The organism is Vreelandella sp. 162(4c) (genome assembly GCF_058152265.1).
In genome coordinates this window covers 3,873,048-3,893,388 of sequence record NZ_CM176981.1, presented here as the reverse complement: position 1 = coordinate 3,893,388, position 20,341 = coordinate 3,873,048, and the positions used below count along the sequence as shown (strand labels likewise).

General features: G+C 55.9%; 19 protein-coding genes and 5 tRNA genes. 14 read left to right on the top strand and 10 right to left on the bottom strand.

The annotated features are described in order from the left end of the window. Positions 1-166: 166 nt before the first annotated feature. Positions 167-856, bottom strand: a complete 690-nt coding sequence (locus AC4EYZ_RS17830; RefSeq protein WP_027958120.1) for a glutathione binding-like protein — start codon at positions 854-856, stop codon at positions 167-169. Positions 857-969: 113 nt separating this feature from the next. Next, positions 970-1,662 carry a glutathione S-transferase family protein gene (locus tag AC4EYZ_RS17825; RefSeq protein WP_039859469.1) on the bottom strand — a complete coding sequence of 231 codons (693 nt, stop codon included), beginning with the start codon at positions 1,660-1,662 and terminating at the stop codon, positions 970-972. 378 nt (positions 1,663-2,040) lie between these two features. Here AC4EYZ_RS17825 and AC4EYZ_RS17820 point away from each other — a divergent pair, with 378 nt between their 5' ends. Continuing rightward, entirely contained in the window at positions 2,041-3,732 is a 1,692-nt protein-coding gene (locus AC4EYZ_RS17820) for an L-lactate permease (protein ID WP_009287404.1), read from the top strand. Between the two features lie 95 nt (positions 3,733-3,827). Here the strand turns inward: AC4EYZ_RS17820 and AC4EYZ_RS17815 are convergent, their stop codons facing one another. Together AC4EYZ_RS17815 and glcC are read right to left on the bottom strand one after the other, a co-directional pair. Then, positions 3,828-4,352 carry a gamma carbonic anhydrase family protein gene (locus AC4EYZ_RS17815; RefSeq protein WP_427769951.1) on the bottom strand — a complete coding sequence of 175 codons (525 nt, stop codon included), beginning with the start codon at positions 4,350-4,352 and terminating at the stop codon, positions 3,828-3,830. A gap of 40 nt (positions 4,353-4,392) precedes the next feature. Next, complete coding sequence (gene glcC, locus AC4EYZ_RS17810) at positions 4,393-5,172, bottom strand: transcriptional regulator GlcC (RefSeq protein ID WP_474191799.1); 780 nt, start codon at positions 5,170-5,172, stop codon at positions 4,393-4,395. A gap of 205 nt (positions 5,173-5,377) precedes the next feature. On the opposite strand from glcC, the gene glcD reads away from it, so the two are divergent. The 4 genes from glcD to AC4EYZ_RS17790 all read left to right on the top strand — a co-directional run bounded on the left by glcD (position 5,378) and on the right by AC4EYZ_RS17790 (position 9,776). Further along, positions 5,378-6,877, top strand: coding sequence for a glycolate oxidase subunit GlcD (gene glcD / locus AC4EYZ_RS17805; protein ID WP_027958133.1), 1,500 nt, complete (start codon positions 5,378-5,380; stop codon positions 6,875-6,877). A 74-nt stretch (positions 6,878-6,951) separates the two neighbouring features. Further along, the gene (glcE, locus tag AC4EYZ_RS17800; protein WP_474192114.1) at positions 6,952-8,046 is read left to right on the top strand and encodes a glycolate oxidase subunit GlcE; all 1,095 of its coding nucleotides are present in this window, start codon (positions 6,952-6,954) and stop codon (positions 8,044-8,046) included. 14 nt (positions 8,047-8,060) lie between these two features. Beyond that, positions 8,061-9,293: a glycolate oxidase subunit GlcF gene (gene glcF, locus AC4EYZ_RS17795; RefSeq protein WP_490203938.1), complete on the top strand. Its 1,233-nt coding sequence runs from the start codon at positions 8,061-8,063 to the stop codon at positions 9,291-9,293. Positions 9,294-9,371: 78 nt separating this feature from the next. Continuing rightward, complete coding sequence (locus tag AC4EYZ_RS17790) at positions 9,372-9,776, top strand: heme-binding protein (protein ID WP_022522231.1); 405 nt, start codon at positions 9,372-9,374, stop codon at positions 9,774-9,776. A 125-nt stretch (positions 9,777-9,901) separates the two neighbouring features. On the opposite strand, the gene AC4EYZ_RS17785 is transcribed toward AC4EYZ_RS17790, so the two are convergent. From AC4EYZ_RS17785 to AC4EYZ_RS17760, 6 genes are all read right to left on the bottom strand, one after another. Further along, positions 9,902-9,978 (bottom strand) — tRNA-Asp (locus AC4EYZ_RS17785). 77 nt (positions 9,979-10,055) lie between these two features. Next, positions 10,056-10,131: transfer RNA gene (locus tag AC4EYZ_RS17780), tRNA-Val, on the bottom strand. A gap of 66 nt (positions 10,132-10,197) precedes the next feature. Then, positions 10,198-10,274 (bottom strand) — tRNA-Asp (locus AC4EYZ_RS17775). Between the two features lie 40 nt (positions 10,275-10,314). Next, positions 10,315-10,391, bottom strand: a tRNA-Asp gene (locus AC4EYZ_RS17770). A gap of 73 nt (positions 10,392-10,464) precedes the next feature. Then, positions 10,465-10,540, bottom strand: a tRNA-Val gene (locus AC4EYZ_RS17765). A gap of 92 nt (positions 10,541-10,632) precedes the next feature. Then, positions 10,633-11,379: an alpha/beta fold hydrolase gene (locus AC4EYZ_RS17760; protein WP_414123415.1), complete on the bottom strand. Its 747-nt coding sequence runs from the start codon at positions 11,377-11,379 to the stop codon at positions 10,633-10,635. A 164-nt stretch (positions 11,380-11,543) separates the two neighbouring features. Between AC4EYZ_RS17760 and ccoN the strand changes: the two genes are divergently transcribed. The 9 genes from ccoN (at position 11,544) to AC4EYZ_RS17715 (ending at position 20,334) form a co-directional block, all read left to right on the top strand. Next, positions 11,544-12,968 carry a cytochrome-c oxidase, cbb3-type subunit I gene (ccoN, locus tag AC4EYZ_RS17755; protein ID WP_022522229.1) on the top strand — a complete coding sequence of 475 codons (1,425 nt, stop codon included), beginning with the start codon at positions 11,544-11,546 and terminating at the stop codon, positions 12,966-12,968. 19 nt (positions 12,969-12,987) lie between these two features. Continuing rightward, positions 12,988-13,596 carry a cytochrome-c oxidase, cbb3-type subunit II gene (ccoO, locus tag AC4EYZ_RS17750; RefSeq protein WP_022522228.1) on the top strand — a complete coding sequence of 203 codons (609 nt, stop codon included), beginning with the start codon at positions 12,988-12,990 and terminating at the stop codon, positions 13,594-13,596. Positions 13,597-13,599: 3 nt separating this feature from the next. Further along, a complete protein-coding gene (locus AC4EYZ_RS17745) occupies positions 13,600-13,824 on the top strand; it encodes a CcoQ/FixQ family Cbb3-type cytochrome c oxidase assembly chaperone (protein WP_022522227.1) in 225 nt (74 codons plus the stop codon). Continuing rightward, on the top strand, positions 13,821-14,750 hold the full coding sequence (ccoP, locus tag AC4EYZ_RS17740) for a cytochrome-c oxidase, cbb3-type subunit III (protein WP_009287408.1): 930 nt from the start codon (positions 13,821-13,823) through the stop codon (positions 14,748-14,750). The genes AC4EYZ_RS17745 and ccoP overlap by 4 nt, the downstream gene beginning before the upstream one ends. A gap of 220 nt (positions 14,751-14,970) precedes the next feature. Further along, positions 14,971-16,407: a cytochrome c oxidase accessory protein CcoG gene (ccoG, locus tag AC4EYZ_RS17735; protein WP_474192112.1), complete on the top strand. Its 1,437-nt coding sequence runs from the start codon at positions 14,971-14,973 to the stop codon at positions 16,405-16,407. Positions 16,408-16,413: 6 nt separating this feature from the next. Continuing rightward, positions 16,414-16,947, top strand: a complete 534-nt coding sequence (locus tag AC4EYZ_RS17730) for a FixH family protein (protein WP_009287410.1) — start codon at positions 16,414-16,416, stop codon at positions 16,945-16,947. Then, entirely contained in the window at positions 16,944-19,403 is a 2,460-nt protein-coding gene (locus AC4EYZ_RS17725; RefSeq protein ID WP_490203937.1) for a heavy metal translocating P-type ATPase, read from the top strand. The genes AC4EYZ_RS17730 and AC4EYZ_RS17725 overlap by 4 nt, the downstream gene beginning before the upstream one ends. Continuing rightward, the gene (gene ccoS, locus AC4EYZ_RS17720) at positions 19,400-19,645 is read left to right on the top strand and encodes a cbb3-type cytochrome oxidase assembly protein CcoS (RefSeq protein ID WP_039859428.1); all 246 of its coding nucleotides are present in this window, start codon (positions 19,400-19,402) and stop codon (positions 19,643-19,645) included. Before AC4EYZ_RS17725 ends, ccoS begins: the two co-directional genes overlap by 4 nt. Beyond that, positions 19,642-20,334, top strand: a complete 693-nt coding sequence (locus AC4EYZ_RS17715) for a sulfite exporter TauE/SafE family protein (RefSeq protein ID WP_474192092.1) — start codon at positions 19,642-19,644, stop codon at positions 20,332-20,334. Before ccoS ends, AC4EYZ_RS17715 begins: the two co-directional genes overlap by 4 nt. The last annotated feature ends 7 nt before the right edge of the window (positions 20,335-20,341 follow it).

Genomic DNA, 20,341 nt, shown 5'->3' with positions numbered 1-20,341 from the left:
GAGTGAGCTAGCACATAAACACGCCTTGATTAGGCGGTTCTTAGCCAGGCTTTTGCCTCTGCTGTCCTTAAAGCTAGCAGTGCTTTTTGTGCAGCGCAACATGATTTTTCCTCATGCTGCGCCTGCTCACTCACAAATAGTTAGAACGGCTGACAGCAGCCTGCTACTAGCGGTTACCGAACAAGTGCTTACGCGCCTGCTCATCCATTTCCACGCCGGCTTGGGGATTGACGTCTTCGACCAATGCATAAGCTCGACGTACGGCCGGGCGTGCTTTGATCATGTCAAACCAGCGCTCCAAGTCGGGAAACTCGTCCAGGGTTTGACGCTGTTTTTCCCAGGGAACAATCCAGGGATAGATCGCCATGTCAGCAATCGAGTAGTCATCGCCACCGACATAAGTGTGATGCGCCAGGCGTTGGTCTAGCACGCTATAAAGCCGATTGGTTTCGCGCACGTAGCGCTCAATAGCGTAATCGATCTTTTGCGGCGCATAGTGGCAAAAGTGATGGTTTTGGCCTGCCATGGGCCCTAGCCCGCCCATTTGCCAGTGCAACCACTGCAATACGATATAGCGCTCGCGGCCTGCAGAGGGTAAGAAGAGGCCACTCTTATCGGCCAGGTACTCGAGGATAGCGCCCGACTCAAACATCGATAGCGGCTGGCCGCCATCCTGTGGGGAGTGATCGACAATGGCAGGAATTCGGTTATTGGGGGCGATAGTGAGAAATTCAGGATCAAACTGCTCGCCTCGGCCAATGTTAATCGGCTTCACTCGGTACGCCAGATTGGCTTCTTCGAGCATGATGGAGATTTTATGGCCGTTAGGTGTTGTCCAATAATACAGGTCAATCATTGCCATCTCCTTGATGAAAACCTTGATTCACTCGCAATGAGCCACCAAGCTTTCAAAATTTATCGAGCGGTACTTTAGCGTACCGCCCTGTTAGCCATATCGCGCCGTTGGCGTTATATATCGCGTACGGTCAGAGCATTACTGGCAGCCCCATTGTGCACGTTGAGCATACGCTTGAACCACTCATCCACCGGGTCGCCAGGCTCTACTACCGCCTGTGTCGATACAACGTGAGCCCACATCATGCTGCCAAACAGCAGGTAATCTGAGCCGCTGGGTGCGTCGCCGTCTAAAAAGGCGCTCTCCCGCAGCAGGTCACGTACCGGTGCCAGCGCCTGCTTGAGCTGCTGCTTACCCTGCTCGGGCTGATGGAACTCTTCCAGCGTGCAACCAAACCGCGCTTCGCGTGTTTCGCGGAAATAGCTACGGTCGTCTGGGTGGACGGCTGCAAATAAATCCATGGCGATAATGCGGAATAGCGCAGGGTTTATGCTGCGCTCAACAAAGTATTTGAACAGTAATACCCGCTGATAGCTGACGCCCTCACCCAACACGGGTGCCTCGGGATACGCCTTATCCAGGTAGCGCATAATCTCGAAACTGTCGGTAACGACCTGATCACCATCGCAGAGCACCGGCACTTTGTCGTAGTCGGCAAACGCCAGCGCTTTCTTATCGAGGAATCGCCACGCTACGGAGGTGAATTCCAGCCCTTTGTGGGCGAGGGCCATACGTACGCGCCAGCAGTAAGGTGAGAAGCGGAGCCGTTCGTCCCGGCCGCACAGATCATAAAGAGTCATTGCCACTGCCATAACCTCCGTGTGGTTGATCATAGTGAGTACACAGCATTTCAGCCGATAACAATGAGCGTAAGACAACTACGACGCAACTAGCGAGTTCTGTACTCATCCTTTCGCTGGCAACTGTACTGTCTATTAGTCTAATGACTCAGCGCCTTTAGACTTACCCCCGACTACCAAAAAACCATTTAAAAACATATATATAAGAAAATAAAAGCCGTGCAAAACCAGCTATCAAACAAGCACTTAAGTGGTAAGACCAATTTTCCAATGTAGTCATATGATTAGCCTAATCGTATCTTTCACCTACACCCGACTGGCGGTACGACTGCCAGACGGTTATTGCGGAGCATACCAAATCAATAACAAGGGGCAGTTCCTTCCATGAATGAAACGATACTTGCACTTCTGGCCTTCCTGCCGCTGTTGCTGGCCGGTATTTTGCTCATAGGGTTTAAAATACCTGCCAAGATAGCGATGCCGATTGTTTTCCTGACCGCGGCCATTATTGGCTTAACCGCTTGGGATATGTCCTTTAGCCGCGTGGCGGCGTCGACCATCCAAGGCCTGATTCAAACTGCGGGTCTCCTATGGATCATCTTTGGCGCCATACTGCTGCTTAATACGCTTAAGCACTCCGGCGGTATTACGGCTATCCGTAATGGTTTTTCAGGCATTAGCCCTGACCGCCGTGTACAAGCGTTGATTGTTGCCTGGCTGTTCGGCTGTTTTATCGAAGGGGCCTCAGGCTTCGGTACGCCCGCCGCGGTAGCTGCACCGCTAATGGTCGCTCTTGGCTTCCCGGCGCTTGCTGCTGTGGTCGTGGGTATGATGATTCAATCAACGCCTGTCTCGTTTGGCGCGGTGGGCACGCCTATTGTGGTCGGGGTTGGTAGTGGCCTGGATCGTGCTGGCATTAGCGCCGAACTCGACTCGGTAGGCTCAAGCTGGGATGTCTTCTTCCAACTAGTCACCAGCGAAGTGGCGATTACTCACGGCATCGTGGGCATTTTAATGCCGCTGATTCTCGTTACCGTGATGGTGCGTTTCTTCGGTGCCAACCGTTCCTGGAAAGAGGGACTGTCGATTACCCCCTTCGCCATCTTTACCGGTATCTGCTTCGTAGTGCCTTACATGCTGGTGGGCGTGCTGTTGGGCCCTGAATTCCCGTCAATGATCGGCGCGATGGTGGGCTTGGCGATTGTCGTACCCGCTGCCAAACGCGGCTTTCTGATGCCTAAAGATACCTGGGATTTCCCCGAGTCCTCTTCTTGGCCAGACGAGTGGATCGGCAACCTGCAGATCAAGCTTGACGACGTTGTCGGCAGAGCGCCGATGTCCACCTTTAAAGGCTGGGTACCCTATGTGCTGCTCGCACTGTTTTTGGTGGCCTCTCGCATTATTGAGCCCCTCAAAACAGCACTTACCTCTATTAACCTCAGTTGGAACAATATTCTTGGTGAAGCGGGCATCAGCGGTGGGGTTCAGCCGCTCTACTTGCCCGGCGGTATTATAATTGCCGTGGTCATTGTGACCTATTTCCTGCACCGCATGAATCCGCAAAAGATTAGCGCTGCGGTGTCTGAATCTACCAAAACGATTTTTGGGGCGGGTTTCGTTTTGATCTTTACCGTGCCGATGGTGCGCATCTTGATCAACTCCGGCGTTAACGGCGCAGACCTTGTTTCAATGCCGGTAATGATGGCCCAGGCGGTGGCCAGTAGCGTAGGCGGCATTTACCCCTTCTTTGCCCCAGCGGTAGGGGCGCTGGGCGCCTTTATTGCAGGTTCCAACACGGTATCCAATCTAATGCTGGCGGAGTTCCAGTTTAGTGTTGCTGAAACCCTGGGCCTCTCTACGGCCATGATGGTAGCGCTGCAGGCCGTGGGTGCGGCGGCAGGTAATATGATTGCCATCCATAACGTGGTCGCGGCGTCAGCAACGGTCGGGCTGTTAGGCCGTGAAGGCGCCACGCTGCGTAAGACGATTCTGCCCACCATCTACTACCTCATCTTTGCCGGTACCATCGCACTGATTGCGTTCTACGTTATTGGCGTCACGGACCCGTTGATGTGATGTAGTGGTCGTATACGCTACGCTAGAAACACAAACCCCCAGGCCTAAACCTGGGGGTTTTGTCGTTTTGGTGAGATCAATCTAGCCAGCTAGCGTCAGTCTATTCGCTTTAGCTCCTGGCTGTGGCGTTTACCGCGCTCGACATAGCCCTGGGCATTCTTTTTCATACCCGCAACGGCCTCATCAGAAAGCTCCCGCACCACCCTGGCAGGCGAGCCAACGATTAAAGAGTTAGGCGGAAACACCGCGCCCTCCTTAATAAAGGCACCGGCACCCACCAGGCTATTCTCACCAATCACCGCGCCATTGAGTACTACCGCCTGTATACCGATTAAGCAGCCATCGCCTACGGTGCAGCCATGCAGCATAGCCTGATGCCCGACCGTCACCCCTTTGCCTACTTTAAGCGGAAAGCCTGGGTCAGCATGGAGAACCGCACCATCCTGAATATTACTCTCTTCGCCTATTTCAAGATGGTCACTGTCGCCGCGCAATACGGCCTGATACCAGACGCTTGAATGTGCCTTTAAGGTCACTTGGCCGATAACATCGGCGGTTTCCGCAACATATACGTCGTCCTGAATATCAGGCCGATACTCACCGTATTGATAAATGGCCACATTGATCTCCTGGGTTGTTGTTGATGTATTAATGATTGAACTACTGCCAATCTTCAAGTCGCATGGAGGAGCGCTCTAGCCGTTCGTGCTCCTCTTCTAAATCACGCAGCAGTTGGCTAATGCTGGAGAGGTGCTCTAGTGCCACCTGTTCTGCCTGCTCCGCCTCGCCGTTGACTACGGCATCATGCAACTGCGCATGCTGCTGATTGATCATCGTCCTGGGGGCTGGCAAGTGATAAAGGTGCTTGACCGAGGCAAACACCGAGCTGAGCAGTAAATCGGTCAGGCTCTGCAGTGTATGCACCAACACCGGGTTGTGGGACGCCTGGGAGACCGCCAGGTGAAAGGCGTGATCAAGTCGCGCTAGACGCTCGACATCAATGCTTTCTGCACTTTCCGCGTAGTCGGCCATTTCGCGATAGCGTCGAGTGATCAGCACCCGATCGGCGGATGTGCCGCGGCTCGCGGCTAACCGCGCCGACTCCCCTTCCAGCAGGGCGCGCACTTCTAACAGATCAAACAGCGTGCGCGGGTGATCTTTAAACAGATGCATCAATGGGCTTTGGTTACCCACCGGCAACAGCGTCGCGACCGTCGAGCCGTGGCCCTGGCGGGTATCGATAATTCCTTTACTGCGTAGAATTCTCAACCCCTCACGCAGCGAAGCACGGGAGACGCCCAGCCGATCACACAGCCGCCGCTCAGAAGGAAGCAGTTGGCCGGGCCGAAAAACGCCATCAAGAATTAAACGCTCAAGCCGGGTAGCCACCTGATCCGGCATTCGCAGCCCAGGTGACAAGGCTTGATTCTCCTCTGGCATGTTAGCTCTCCTGATGGGCTTTATGTCCAGCTTGCCAGTACTTAACCCAGTACTAAACAAAGAAGACAACACAGTCGACTAATTACTGGTCAGACCAATGCACCACAGCCTAGACAGGCGGGTAAAAAAAGCCCAAATTGAGCCCATGTTATCTACAGACCGTTTTAGCATTTACCTTTAACGATAATAAGCATGGGATGTCTTAATGAATATCCTCTTTGATGAGCGCCTGGACGGTGCACTGGTTCGGCGCGATAAAAGCGAAGTCTTAACCGACCTGCAGCAAGCCGTTCCTGATATGACGCTGCTGCATCGCGAAGAAGACCTGCGCCCCTTTGAGTGCGATGGGCTGGCGGCCTATCGCGTGCTGCCGATGCTGGTGGCGCTGCCTGAAACCTTTGACCAGGTGAAAGAGCTGCTCAAGCGCTGCCATGCGCTTGGCGTGCCTGTGGTCACTCGCGGCGCGGGTACTGGACTTTCCGGCGGTGCGCTGCCGCTGGAACAGGGCGTACTTTTAGTAATGTCGCGTTTTAACCAAATTCTCAAAGTCGACCCTGAAGCCCGCTTGGCGCGGGTTCAACCCGGTGTGCGCAACCTGGCGATTTCCGAAGCCGCTGCGCCTTATGGCCTTTACTACGCGCCGGATCCCTCCTCACAAATTGCCTGCTCTATCGGTGGTAACGTGGCCGAAAACGCCGGCGGCGTACACTGCTTAAAATATGGCCTAACGGTGCATAACGTGATGCGCGTCGATGTGCTCACGATCGAGGGCGAGCACATGACGCTGGGCGCTGAGTCTTTTGATGCGCCAGGCTTTGACCTACTGGCATTGATGAACGGCTCTGAGGGCATGCTCGGCGTGGTCACCGAAATTACCGTCAAGCTACTGCCCAAACCGGAAACCGCCAAAGTACTGATGGCAAGCTTCGACGATGTCGAGAAAGCCGGTCGCGCCGTCGGCGATATCATTGCCGCAGGCATTATTCCTGGTGGCCTGGAGATGATGGACAAACTCGCCATCAAAGCCGCCGAGGATTTTGTCAAAGCTGGCTACCCCCTCGATGCCGAGGCGATTCTACTCTGCGAACTGGATGGCGTTGAAGCCGACGTGGACGACGACTGCGACACCGTTCGCCGCGTACTGGAAGCCGCCGGGGCCACCAATATCCAACAGGCCCGGGATGAAGCCGAGCGCGCCAAGTTCTGGGCTGGGCGTAAGAATGCCTTCCCTGCAGTGGGCCGTATGTCACCGGATTACTACTGCATGGATGGCACCATCCCCCGCCGAGAGCTCCCCCGCGTGCTGAAAGGCATTGCCGCACTTTCAGAAGAGAGTGGCCTGGCGGTGGCCAACGTGTTCCACGCCGGCGATGGCAATATGCACCCGCTGATCCTGTTTGATGCCAATAAAGAAGGCCAGTTGGCGCTTGCCGAAGAGGTGGGCGGCAAGATTCTTGAGCTATGCGTGGCCGCGGGCGGTTCGATCACTGGCGAACATGGCGTTGGGCGCGAAAAGATCAATCAAATGTGCAGCCAATTCCAGGCGGATGAAATCAGCGTTTTTCATGCCTTGAAGGCTGCCTTTGATCCACAGCGACTGCTTAACCCCGGCAAGAATATTCCGACGCTGGCCCGCTGCGCCGAGTTTGGTGCTATGCATGTGCATAACAACGAACTACCGCATCCGGAGCTACCGCGCTTCTAGCAGCGAGACAAGCCGAAGCTAAGACAATAATTAGCCAAAACGAATAATGGAAAAGACCAATAGTGGGAAAGACCATGACCGAACGAGCGATTGCTGACCGCGATATCGCTGATGCCCTGTGTGAACAGGTACGCAGCGCCTATGACGCACGCACACCGCTTCGCATTGTAGGCGGAGATACCCGCGCCTTTTATGGCCGACCGGTGGAAGGCCAAGCACTGCAGATGGCCGAACATAGTGGCATTGTGAGCTATGACCCAGTGGAACTGGTAGTGACCGTGCGCGCTGGCACTCGGCTTAGCGACCTGCAGGAAGTACTGGCAGAGAAACACCAAATGCTGGGCTTTGAGCCGCCCATGTTTGGTGAAGCGTCTACCATTGGTGGTGCCGTGGCCACCGGCCTCTCTGGCCCACGCCGTCCCTGGGCAGGCGCAGTCCGTGACTTTGTGCTGGGCACGCGAATAATCACCCAAGAGGGTAAACTCCTCCGCTTTGGCGGCGAAGTGATGAAAAATGTCGCCGGTTACGACCTGTCGCGCCTGATGGCAGGCGCTCAGGGCACGCTCGGCGTATTGACCGACATCTCCTTTAAAGTGCTGCCTATTCCCACCGCGACTCACAGCCTGCGCTTAACCATTGGGCTGGGAGAGGCGCTTAAAAAACTCGCCGAGCTGGGCCGAAAACCGCTACCGATTACCGCCGCCGCTTGGCATCACGGCGAGCTGTTTTTGCGCTTGGAAGGCGGCAAAAGCTCTGTGGCCGCAACCCAGGCAAGTCTAGGTGGCGAGCCACTTGATGCTGGCTTCTGGCAAGAGTTGCGCGACCATACTCACGCATTTTTCACCTGTAGCGCTGACCAATCGCTGTGGCGGCTGTCACTACCGCCCAACACCGCGCCGCTGGCGCTGGATATTCCCGAGGCCGACATTTTTTACGACTGGGCGGGCAGCCAGCGCTGGCTGAAAACCACCCTGGATGCCAGCACCCTGCGCGATGCCTGTCGCGCAGTAGGCGGCCACGCCACTTGCTACACACCTCAGCTCCAGGGCGGCGCAGTAGACCCGTTCACACCGCTCAATGCAGTGGTGGAGAAATATCATCGCAATCTAAAGGCGGAGCTGGATGCCCATTGCATTTTTAACCCCGGTCGTCTTTATGCGGCGTTTTAATCAGGAGAGCTGACATGCAGACGCACTTTACCGATGCCGACCTTCAGAAGCCGCATATTCAAGAAGCAGATCGCATACTGCGCACCTGCGTGCACTGCGGTTTTTGTAACGCCACCTGCCCGACGTACCAGCTGTTAGGCGATGAGCGCGATGGCCCTCGTGGGCGTATCTATCTAATGAAAGAGCTGCTGGAGAGCCGCGACAATGACGATCAGGTAACCGATGAGACGCGCCTTCATCTTGATCGCTGCCTTACCTGTCTTAACTGTGAAACCACCTGCCCTTCCGGCGTGGAGTACCACAAGCTGCTCAACATTGGCCGTGCCGAAATTGAGCGGCGCGTTCCTCGCCCGGCAGGTGAGCGGGCCCAGCGCTATGCGCTGCGAAAAATGATGGTCGAGCCCAAACGTTTCCAAGCGCTGCTAAAGCTGGGGCAAACCTTTAAACCACTGGTGCCTAGCAAGCTGCGCAATAAAATGCCCGCAGCGCCGATAGATGCAGGCGCACGCCCGGATGCCAACCGCCATACCCGGCGGGTATTGATGCTGGAAGGCTGCGTTCAGCCGGGGCTGTCACCTAATACCAATGCTGCCACCACGCGGATTCTTGATCGGCTGGGCATTAGCGTAACGCCGGTGGCTGAATCGGGCTGCTGTGGCGCCGTTGATTTCCACCTTAATGCCCAGGACGATGGCCGTGCACGCATGCGCGCCAATATTGATGCCTGGTGGCCGTACATTGAGCAAGGCACCGAAGCCATCGTTCAAACCGCCAGTGGCTGCGGCGCCTTTGTCAAAGAGTATGGTTACATGCTCAAGGATGACCCTGACTACGCCGTTAAAGCGCAAAAGGTGAGCACTCTAGCCAAAGATATTGTCGAAATCCTACGCGATGAGCCGCTGGACGCCTTGAACGTTAACTCATCGCAACGACTGGCGTTCCACTGCCCCTGTACGCTGCAGCATGCCCAAAAACTTAACGGTGCGGTCGAAGGCGTGCTGGGCAAGCTTGGCTTCGCGCTAACCCCGGTGCAGGATGCGCATCTTTGCTGCGGTTCGGCGGGTACCTATTCGATCACCCAACCCGAACTGGCCACCCAACTGCGCGACAATAAGCTCAATGCGCTGGAGGCCGGAGACCCAGAGATGATCGTGACGGCTAATATCGGTTGCCAAACCCACTTGGCGGGCGCCAATCGCACTCCGGTACGCCACTGGGTTGAGATCGTCGATGCAGCGCTCACTTAACGCTTCACCCTTAACCCCAAGCCGCGCAGGTTTTAACAGCGCGGCTATTTTCACTCCTCCCTTAACAAGGATTTAAACATGCAAACAAAAGCCATTCTCGCTCAGAGCGATGTGATCAACGTACTCGACGCCGCTCAGAAAGAGGCTGACAGCAACAGCTGGCCGGTGACCATCGCAGTAACCGACGACGGCGGCCACCTGTTAGCGCTGCGGCGTTTGGATGGCGCAGCCCCTTTCAGCGCCGAAGTCGCTACGCAAAAAGCGCGCAGTGCAGCGCTAGGTCGTAAAGAGACCCAGGTGTTTGAAGAGATGATTAATGGCGGCCGCACTGCGTTCGTCACCGCACCGCTGCAAGGCCTGCTTTCAGGTGGCGTGCCGATTACTGTTGACGGTCATGTGGTAGGTGCCGTGGGCATTTCCGGCGTAAAACCCGACCAGGATGTGCAGGTTGCCAAAGCAGGCGTTGCCGCGATTACGGGCTAACAGCTGCAACTTAAGATGCAGACATACGAAAAAGCCCGGATCAATGATCCGGGCTTTTTTTGAATTCGTTCGGCCAATGCCGATACATTGCTAATACTCAAATGACTACAAAGACAAATGCTTAATGGCGGACCGGACGAGACTCGAACTCGCGACCTCCGGCGTGACAGGCCGGCATTCTAACCGACTGAACTACCGGTCCACGTTAAAGCACTTTTAAAACAACCATCGAAGCTAACATTTATAAGCGGTTCAGAGGCGCTTCCAAAGGGTAGACGATGGTGGGTGGTACTGGGTTCGAACCAGTGACCCCCAGCTTGTAAGGCTGGTGCTCTCCCAACTGAGCTAACCACCCAATCCATTGGTAAGTAGTTACTGTGCTTACCAACTTCTTCTTACCAGCTTAGCTTAGCAGTTATCGTGGCGGACCGGACGAGACTCGAACTCGCGACCTCCGGCGTGACAGGCCGGCATTCTAACCGACTGAACTACCGGTCCGAATTGCGATAACAACTATTAGCAGACGTCGATTTGATGATGGCGGACCGGACGAGACTCGAACTCGCGACCTCCGGCGTGACAGGCCGGCATTCTAACCGACTGAACTACCGGTCCGTTATGCACATCAAATACAGGTCGTACTAGGTACTACTTTCACACTTCCAGACCATCTTTCAAAAACTTAAGATGGTGGGTGGTACTGGGTTCGAACCAGTGACCCCCAGCTTGTAAGGCTGGTGCTCTCCCAACTGAGCTAACCACCCGCTGGTCACGTGGCGCTGCATTCTACAGAAGGCTTACCGAATGTCAACATGCTGCGTTTAAAAATCGTATTCTAAACCAGCGCGTTACTCTCTTACGTAAGGCCTGTGCCATGAGCGCGGACGAAGGATGCCGCAACTTGGGTAGCCTCGTCAATCAAAACCGTTTGGGTCAGGCCAGAAAATCGTCGTGGCTTAAAGTCATGGTCGCCATCCTTCAGCCAAGCAAGCTGCGCGTTTGGCGGCAGTGTATAGCCAACCACCTCTTCTCGAGTTCCGAAAGGATCACGCTCGCCCTGTAAAATCAGCATGGGGCAGGCAATCTTGGGCCAGTGATCCAGGCGAAGCTTGTCAGGCGCTTTAGTAGGATGAAACGGGTAACCCGCTACCACTACACCCGGCACAGCGCCCTTGCATAACTGTTCACTGGCAAATAGGGTCGCCACTCGGCCGCCCATCGATTTGCCTCCAATCCATAGCGGTTCGTCAAATAGGTCAGCAAGTAGCGCATACCATTGGGCAAACTGATCAAGGGTCTGGGCGATAGGCGGCGGCGGTCGACGTTTGCCGGTTTCCTGCATCTGCTGCATATAGGGGAAATCAATACATAAAACCTGAACACCCTGAGCCGCCAGCGAGGTGACAAATTGACGCATGAAGGGTGACTGCTGACCAGCCCCTGCGCCATGGGCAAACAGCAACCGACCTAGCTTGGCGTGACCATGAACAGTTAACGGCCCCATGCCCTGCACCAGAAAGGCGCCATTTGGCTGGCGCTTAAGCGCCTCTTTTAACCCCTTGGGAGGCACCTCGATATACCCAGACAAAACGTAATGTGACACCTATCGCTCCTGATAATTCAGTCTTTAACCAATTGGTGTGTTCAGGTTAAGCCCTGGCTGCGCTAGAATCTTGGTCGGATCTTGACCTGCATCATCAAGCGGGTGGTCGCACCCGTGCAAAATGCCACGGGTTACCCCCTAACCGCGTTCGATGGGAACATGACATGAGCACAGCATTTGAACACCCGACCTACAACTACAAGGTGGTTCGGCAGTTCGCGATTATGACCGTTGTGTGGGGCATTGTGGGAATGACAGTGGGTGTCATCCTCGCCTCGCAACTGGTTTGGCCGCAACTGAACCTTGGCCTACCTTGGACTAGCTTTGGGCGCCTGCGTCCGTTACACACTAACGCCGTAATTTTCGCCTTTGGCGGTTCGGCGCTCTTTGCCACGTCGTACTACGTTGTCCAGCGTACCTGTCAGACACGGCTTTTCTCTGACAAGTTAGCGGCCTTTACGTTTTGGGGCTGGCAAGCGGTCATTATCTCAGCGGTAGTGTCCCTGCCCATGGGCTACACCACGACCAAGGAGTACGCTGAGCTTGAGTGGCCGATCAATATTTTGATCGCGGTCGTATGGATCAGCTACGCCATTGTGTTCCTAATGACGATCAAAAAACGCACCACGTCGCACATTTATGTGGCGAACTGGTTCTTCGCGGCGTTTATTTTGACCGTTGCGGTGCTGCATATCGTCAACAACGCGGCCATCCCAGTGACCCCCATGTACTCCACCTCGATCTATGCCGGAGCAGTGGACGCGATGGTGCAGTGGTGGTATGGACACAACGCGGTAGGCTTCTTCCTAACTGCAGGCTTCCTGGGCATGATGTACTACTTCGTGCCGAAGCAGGCTGAGCGTCCGATCTACTCCTACCGTCTTTCAATCGTCCACTTCTGGGCATTGATCATGATCTACATGTGGGCAGGCCCTCACCACCTGCACTACACAGCGCTGCCGAACTGGGCACAGTCGCTGGGTATGGTTATGTCGATCATCCTGCTGGCTCCCTCCTGGGGTGGCATGATCAACGGCATGATGACCCTGTCAGGAGCTTGGCATAAGCTGCGCACGGACCCCACGCTACGCTTCTTGGTGGTTGCTCTGTCGTTCTACGGCATGTCTACCTTTGAAGGCCCTATGATGGCGATTAAGACCGTCAACGCGCTTTCGCACTACACTGACTGGACCATTGGTCACGTTCACTCTGGTGCGCTCGGTTGGGTAGCGATGATCACCATCGGCTCGATGTATCACCTGATTCCGCGCGTCTTTGGTCGCACTGAAATGTACTCGATCAACCTGATCGCCGTGCACTTCTGGCTGGCCACGATCGGAACCGTGCTATACATCGCCTCCATGTGGGTTAACGGTATTCTGCAAGGCTTGATGTGGCGTGCGATCAACCCTGACGGCACCTTGATGTACACCTTTGTTGAAGCCGTTGAAGCCAGCGCACCGGGCTACTTTGTTCGCTTAATCGGCGGCCTCTTCTGGGTCACCGGCATGCTGATCATGGCGTTCAACGTTTACATGACCGTTAAGCGTCGTGAGGCCATCAGCCATTCAGCGCCACAAGCTGCTTAAACCGGGGAAGTTGAGACCAATGAAACACGAGATTGTCGAAAAGAACGTTGGCCTGCTTGCCGTGTTGATCCTTGTCGTGATCAGTTTCGGCGGCTTGGCGGAGGTGGTTCCACTGTTTTTCCAGAAGCAGACCACCGAGCCGGTTGAAGGCCTGGAGCCGCTGTCAGCCCTGGAGCTGGAAGGCCGTGACATCTATCGCCGCGAAGGTTGCGTGGGCTGTCACTCGCAAATGGTGCGCCCGTTCCGTGCGGAAACCGAGCGCTATGGCCACTACAATGTAGCGGGCGAGCAGGTGTATGAGCACAACTTCCTATGGGGCTCCAAGCGCACCGGTCCAGACCTGGCACGTGTTGGCGGCCGCTATAGCGATGACTGGCACCGTGCTCACCTCTACAATCCCCGGGATGTAGTCCCTGAATCGGTAATGCCGGCTTACCCCTGGCTGTTTGAAAACACCCTCGATGGTGATGCCACTCCCCAAAAGATGCGTACGCTGCGTCAACTGGGCGTGCCCTATACCGACGAAGATATCGCCAACGCTACTGACGACGTACGCGGCACCCAGGAAATCACGGCCCTGGTCGCGTACTTACAGCAGCTCGGAACCGTGCTCGAGGGCACTCGCTAAGTTATGGATACGGGAACTTTTCGCGGTCTCATCACGCTGATCTTGATTTTCGCGTTTATCGGTATTGCCCTCTGGGCGTACTCCAAGCGACGCAAGCCAGATTTCGACGAAGCGGCTAATTTGCCCTTTGCAGACGACGATGAGCAACCGACCAGTGACAAGCACGCTTCGCGTGAACGCGACAGCGAAGCGCATTCCCGCGACGACAGGGGAGATAAGAATATATGAGTAATCTATGGGGTGACTCCCTATCCGGCTTCTGGAGCGCCTGGATCATTATCATTACGCTGGGCACGATTGCGCTGAGCGTATGGATACTGCTGGCCAACCGTCGTACCGATAAAACGCCTGACGCGGACGGTAACGTTGAAACCACCGGCCACGCCGCCGATGGCATCGAAGAGTATGACAACCCGCTGCCAAAGTGGTGGTTCCAGCTTTTCGTCATAACAGTAATTTTTGCACTGGTCTATTTGGTACTCTATCCCGGCCTGGGCAACTACGCAGGTATCTTTGGTTGGTCGCAGGAGGGTCAATGGGAAGAGGAAGTGGCTCAAGCCGAAGAGCGCTTCACACCTATTTTTGCCCAGTACCAGGAAGTACCCATTCCTGAGCTTGCCGAAGATCCGGAGGCGATGCAGGTCGCTGAACGTATCTACCAAAACAACTGCGCAGTGTGTCACGGCTCCAACGCTCAGGGCGGTTATGGCTTTCCCAACCTGACCGATGACGATTGGCTATACGGCGGTGAGCCAGAAAATATTTTGACCACTCTCAATAATGGCCGTAACGGCCTAATGCCCTCCTGGCAGCAACTGGGTCAGGAGAATATTGAGAACCTGACGCAATACGTACTTTCGCTGTCTAATGAAGAACATGACGAGGCGCAGGCTGAACAGGGCGAAAGCACCTTTATGGCGGTGTGTGCTGCCTGCCACGGCCCCAGCGGCACGGGTAACACGGCTCTCGGCGCACCCAACCTGACCGATAACACTTGGCTTTATTTGGCACCCGGCCAGGAAGTCGGTGACTCTATCCGTCAAACGCTGCGTAACGGCCGTAACGGTCATATGCCTGCGCAAGCGGCCTATATTGGTGAAGAGCGTGTTCATCTGGTTGCCGCCTATGTGTATAGCCTGCGCTTAGCGGACTGATTGACCGCTGACAGATAGCAGTTACCGTCAGCAACGCTAGCCAAGCAAGGGTGCGGCCCCAAACCGCACCCTTTCTTTATACCCAACCCGATACAATATTAACGAAACACCTAGACCGCGACTAAGCATCATATTTAACAAAGCACTTCCTTTAATTGAGCATTTCGTCTAGTTGAAGAAAGGTGCCACCTCTCCTGCCTTCTGAGCCGGGAATATCGCCATGGAAAAGATACCAAGCCAAGACGTCACGCCGAATCCGGTGGGACATCACGTTCCCTCTGAAACGGTTACCCAAGAAATGTACGCCAAGCGGCGACACATTTACGTGCGCGAAATTAAAGGCGTTTTCCAAAAGCTACGGCGCAGTGCCAACTGGGCGTTAATGCTGGCATTTTTTCTTTTACCGTGGATTAACATCGGTGGTCGGCCGTTAATTCTATTCGACCTGCCTAACCGTGAATTCCATATTTTTAGCGCCACGTTTTACCCGCAGGAGTTCATCCTGCTGTCATGGCTGCTGATTATCTGCGCCTTTGGGCTATTTTTTATTACCGTTTTTGCGGGTCGGGTCTGGTGTGGCTACACCTGTCCGCAAAGCGTTTGGACATTTCTATTCATTTGGCTTGAACACCGTATCGAGGGCTCGCGCAATCGGCGCATCAAACTCGATAACCAACCGATGACCGCCGACAAAACTTGGCGCAAGGGGGCTAAACACACGGCCTGGCTGCTCATTGCCCTCGCCACCGGCATTACCTTTGTGGGTTACTTCACGCCGATTCGTGATTTAGTGACAGAGCTCCCCACCCTTGAAGCTCACGGCTGGTCCTACTTCTGGGTTGGTTTTTTCCTGGTATTTACTTACCTCAACGCGGGCTGGCTGCGCGAACAGGTGTGCATCTACATGTGCCCCTATGCGCGTTTCCAATCGGTCATGTTTGACCGCGACACATTGATCGTCTCCTACGATGAATCACGTGGCGAACCCCGTGGTCATCGCAAAAAAAACCTAAGCCATTTAGAAGCCCGCGAGGCAGGCTATGGCGACTGTATCGATTGTGACCTTTGCGTGCAGGTCTGTCCTACCGGCATCGATATCCGCGATGGACTGCAGTACGAGTGTATTACCTGCGCCGCCTGTATCGATGCCTGCGATAGCGTGATGGATAAAATGGGCTACCCGCGGGGCTTGGTGCGCTACACCACCGAAAATGCCCTGGAGGGCAAAAAGAGCCATATCATGCGCCCACGCCTGCTCGGTTATTTCGCCGCCCTGGTGCTGATGGTGGGCACCTTTGCCTGGGCCATTAACGACCGTATGCCGCTCAATTTTGATGCTGAGCGCGAGCGCACCCAGCTCTACCAAATGACCCGCGACGGTCAGATTAGCAATGTATTTAGCCTGACCATTCGCAACCTGGATGATCAAGACCACACCTACCAGCTAAGCGTTGCTGGATTGCCCAGCCTCACTCTAGACAGCAGTACTATTAGCGTACCCGCGGGGGAGTCGCGCTTCGAAGCCGTCACCGTGACCGCCGATCCCGACGATTTACAGCAACCCAGCCACCCCATTGTATTCACGCTGCAGGCTCAACAGGATGCGGATATTCGTATCGAGCGCGAAACCAGCTTCCTGGGCAATATTAGGAGATAAGCAACTATGTCATCCCTACCCTCTGGCGATAAGGTAACGCCTTGGTATAAGCAGTTTTGGCCGTGGTTTTTAATCGGCATTCTGCTCTCATCCATTATGTTTAGTATTACCTTTGCCGTTATGTCGGTTAAAAGCTTCGATGGCATGGTTGTTCAGGAGGATTATTACAAGCATGGCAAAGCCATCAATATGGTGCTTGCCAAGCAAGACCGTGCCAGAGAGTTAAACCTAAGCGCAGATTTACGCCTTGATCCGCTTACCAGCGATATTGTGATTGATTTAAGCGGCGATGCGCGTCCCGACAAACTCTATTTGGATTTTATCTTCCCTACCGAAGATGATCGTGATCAATCCTTCGTACTTGAGCATGTCCGTGACGGCCGCTATATCACACAAGGCCCTGACAACCTGCGTTACCGCTGGTATCTGCAGATTCAGCCCGCGCTGGAAAATGCCGATTGGCGCCTTACCGGTGAAGCCACATTCCCCGATGAAGACAGCGTCACACTACTGCCGGGAGGACGCAAAGCAAGCGAATGAGCAACGCCGCGCCCTGCTATCACTGTGGTAACCCGGTGCCTGCTGGGGCTCCCTGGTCGATTACCCTTGATGATCATGCCCATCCGCTCTGCTGCCCTGGCTGCGAAGCGGTGGCCCATGCCATCGTGGATGGGGGCCTTGAAAGCTACTACCGCTACCGTACCGAACTGCCCGAACGCCCTGATGAACATCAGGCTGCCAAAGCCGATACCTGGTCGGTGTTTGACGACCCCGGACTTCAGGCACAGTTTGTTCACCCCGACGGCGATGAGGGCAACGTCAAAGCGACCCTCGCCATCGAAGGCATTACCTGTGCTGCCTGCGCCTGGCTGATCGAGCACCGCCTGAATGCCTTAACGGGAATTGCCACCAGCGCAGTGAACTTAACTCACCACCGCCTGCGGGTGAGCTGGGATCCTCAGCAGCTGAAGCTTTCGCAACTGCTGGCCGAACTGGCCGCGATTGGCTACGAGGCCCAGCCCTACGAGCCAGACCAGGCCCAGGCGCGCCTGCAGCATGAAGAGCGCATGAACGTACGTCGGCTGATTATTGCCGCCGTCGGCATGATGCAGGTGATGATGTTCTCGATCCCGATCTATGTCTCCGGCCCCGGTGAAATCAGCGACGACTTCTACGCACTGTTCCACTGGCTCTCCTTTGCCCTGGCCACGCCAGTGGTGTTTTTCTCCGCCCAGCCGTTTTTCCGCAACGCCCTGCGCGACCTGCGCACCGGCGTACTGGGCATGGATGTGCCGGTGTCACTGGCAATCGGCGGGGCGTATCTTGCCAGCAGCTATGCGGTGCTGCTTGACGTGGGCGAGGTCTATTTTGACTCGGTGACCATGTTCACCTTCTTTTTGCTGTTTGGCCGCTACGTGGAGAGTCGCGCCAGGCGCCGCAGCGGGCATAGCGGCAATGCGCTGAGCGGCGTGCTGCCGATTTCGGCCACACGGCTGGAAAGTGACGGCAGCGAGCGCATTCTGCCCGCCAGCGAACTCACTCCCGGCGATCGCGTATTGATCAAGCCCGGCCATGGCGTGCCTGCCGATGGCATCATCGAGGAGGGTGAATCGAGCCTGGACGAATCAATGCTGACCGGCGAATACCTACCAGTAACCCGCCGAGTGGGCGACCGCATTACCGGCGGTAGCCAAAACATGGAAAACCCGCTGGTGATAAGGGTTACCCACGCAGGGCGCGATGCCCGTGTAGCGGGTATCGTCGATCTTACCGACCGTGCCTTTGCCAGCCGCCCGCGGCTAGCCCAGATGGCTGCGCGTATGGCGCACCTATTCGTGCTGCGCCTGCTAGTAGTCACAGCCTGCGTGACTATCGCCTGGTGGTTTATCGACCCCTCGAGGATGCTCTGGGTGCTACTTTCGGTGCTGGTGGTGACCTGCCCCTGCGCGCTGGCGCTGGCCACTCCCGCGGCACTGGCAGCTGGTCATGGCCAACTGCGAAAGCGCGGCGTCTTGATCACCCGCGCCGATGCCATGGAGACGCTCTCTAACGTTACCCGGGTGATTTTTGATAAAACCGGCACCCTGACCCGTGGCGAAATGCACCTTACCCAAACCCAGCCCTTTGGTGAATTAACCGCCGAGCATGCACGGGCCATTGCCGCCGCCCTTGAAGCCCACTCGGAACACCCTATCGCCCGCGCCTTTCGGCCGTTCCGAGAGGCTACCCTGCAAGCCAAAGATATTCACAGCCACACCGGGCAAGGGCTCGAAGGGAGCCTAAATGGCGCTCGTTGGCGGTTGGGCAAGCCCGAATTTGCAATGGATAGCGCCTTGGATGACGTCATAACGGCGCCTGCCAAAGGCCAATGGCTGCTGCTTAGTGAAAACGGTGCACCCCGCGCCTGGTTTGGCCTGCACGATGGCGTTCGCGACGACGCTGCCGCCACGATCAAAGCCCTCCAGGCTCTGGGCTTAAGCGTGGAGCTGCTATCTGGTGACACCGAGGATGCAGTGGAAAGCCTGGCCGATCAGCTCAATATTGCCATCTGGCATGCGGGCACCAGCCCAGAAGGCAAGCTGGCCCGGATGAAAGAGCTTCAAGCCGCAGGCGAAACCGTGGCGATGATTGGTGACGGCATTAACGACGTGCCGGTGTTAGCCGGTGCCGATGTGGCGATTGCCATGAATGGCGCAACGGATCTAGCCCGCACCCGCGCCGACGCAGTGCTGCTCAGCCCACGTCTGATGCGGATTTTTGAGGCCATCGAGATTTCCCGCGCCACCCGGCGTATCATGCGCCAGAACATGATTTGGTCAGTGTGCTACAACTTTTCGGCGCTGCCGCTGGCGGCAATGGGTCTGGTGCCGCCCTGGCTAGCCGCAATTGGAATGTCGCTTAGCTCGCTAGTAGTGGTGGGTAATGCCCTGCGACTGTCGCGCTGGCGACCTCAGCCCGCGCCAACGCTCGACACTTCAACACCGGTGGCCGCATGACGATTCTTTATCTGCTGATCCCGCTTTCCCTGATTTTGCTGGGCCTCGCCGTCTGGGCGTTTTTCTGGGCGGTGAAAAATGATCAGTTCGATGACCTAGAAGGCCCAGCGCACCGCATTCTATTTGATGAGGATGAAAACGACCTTAGCCCTGAGCAGCGCCGCCAGCATCAGCAGGCAAAGCAAAAATCTTCCGAACCATCAGCGGCAGACACACCCGACGACCAAGAGTCTCGGCCATGAATCCAACGGGGCTTGATCTGCCGCCGCTAATGGCGGCGTTTGTGTTTGGCTTGATGGGCGGCGCCCACTGCATTGGTATGTGTGGCGGCATTATGAGCGCGCTCACCTTTGCAGTCCCCCCCAGCATGCGTCATCCGGCGCGCATGGGAGGCCTGCTGCTCAGCTACAACACAGGCCGCATTGTTAGCTATATGAGCGCAGGCGCGCTGGTGGCACTGCTAGGCACGCTGTTTTCCCTTTCTGCTACGGCACGCCTGCTACTCCAGGTATTTGCCGCACTGATGCTGATCTTAATGGCACTGTATATCGCCAACTGGTGGAAAGGGCTGCTCAAAGTGGAGGCCGTTGGCCGGCGACTATGGCGCCTTATCGAACCCGTGGGGCGTCGCTTGATGCCCGTAGTGCATATTCCCCAAGCCTTCGCCCTGGGAGCGCTCTGGGGCTGGCTCCCCTGCGGGTTGGTCTACTCCATGTTGGCCTGGAGCTTAGCGATTGCCGACCCGCTTCAGGGCGCTCTACTCATGGGCGCCTTTGGGCTTGGCACCCTACCTGCGCTGCTTGCCACTGGCCTGGCTGCCCGCCAGCTCAGCCATTTGATACGTCACCCCGCGACCCGCAGCGTGGCAGCGCTGACAATTATCGCTTTTGCACTGTGGCAACTGTGGACGCTTTCGGTACACAACCTCTAATAGCATG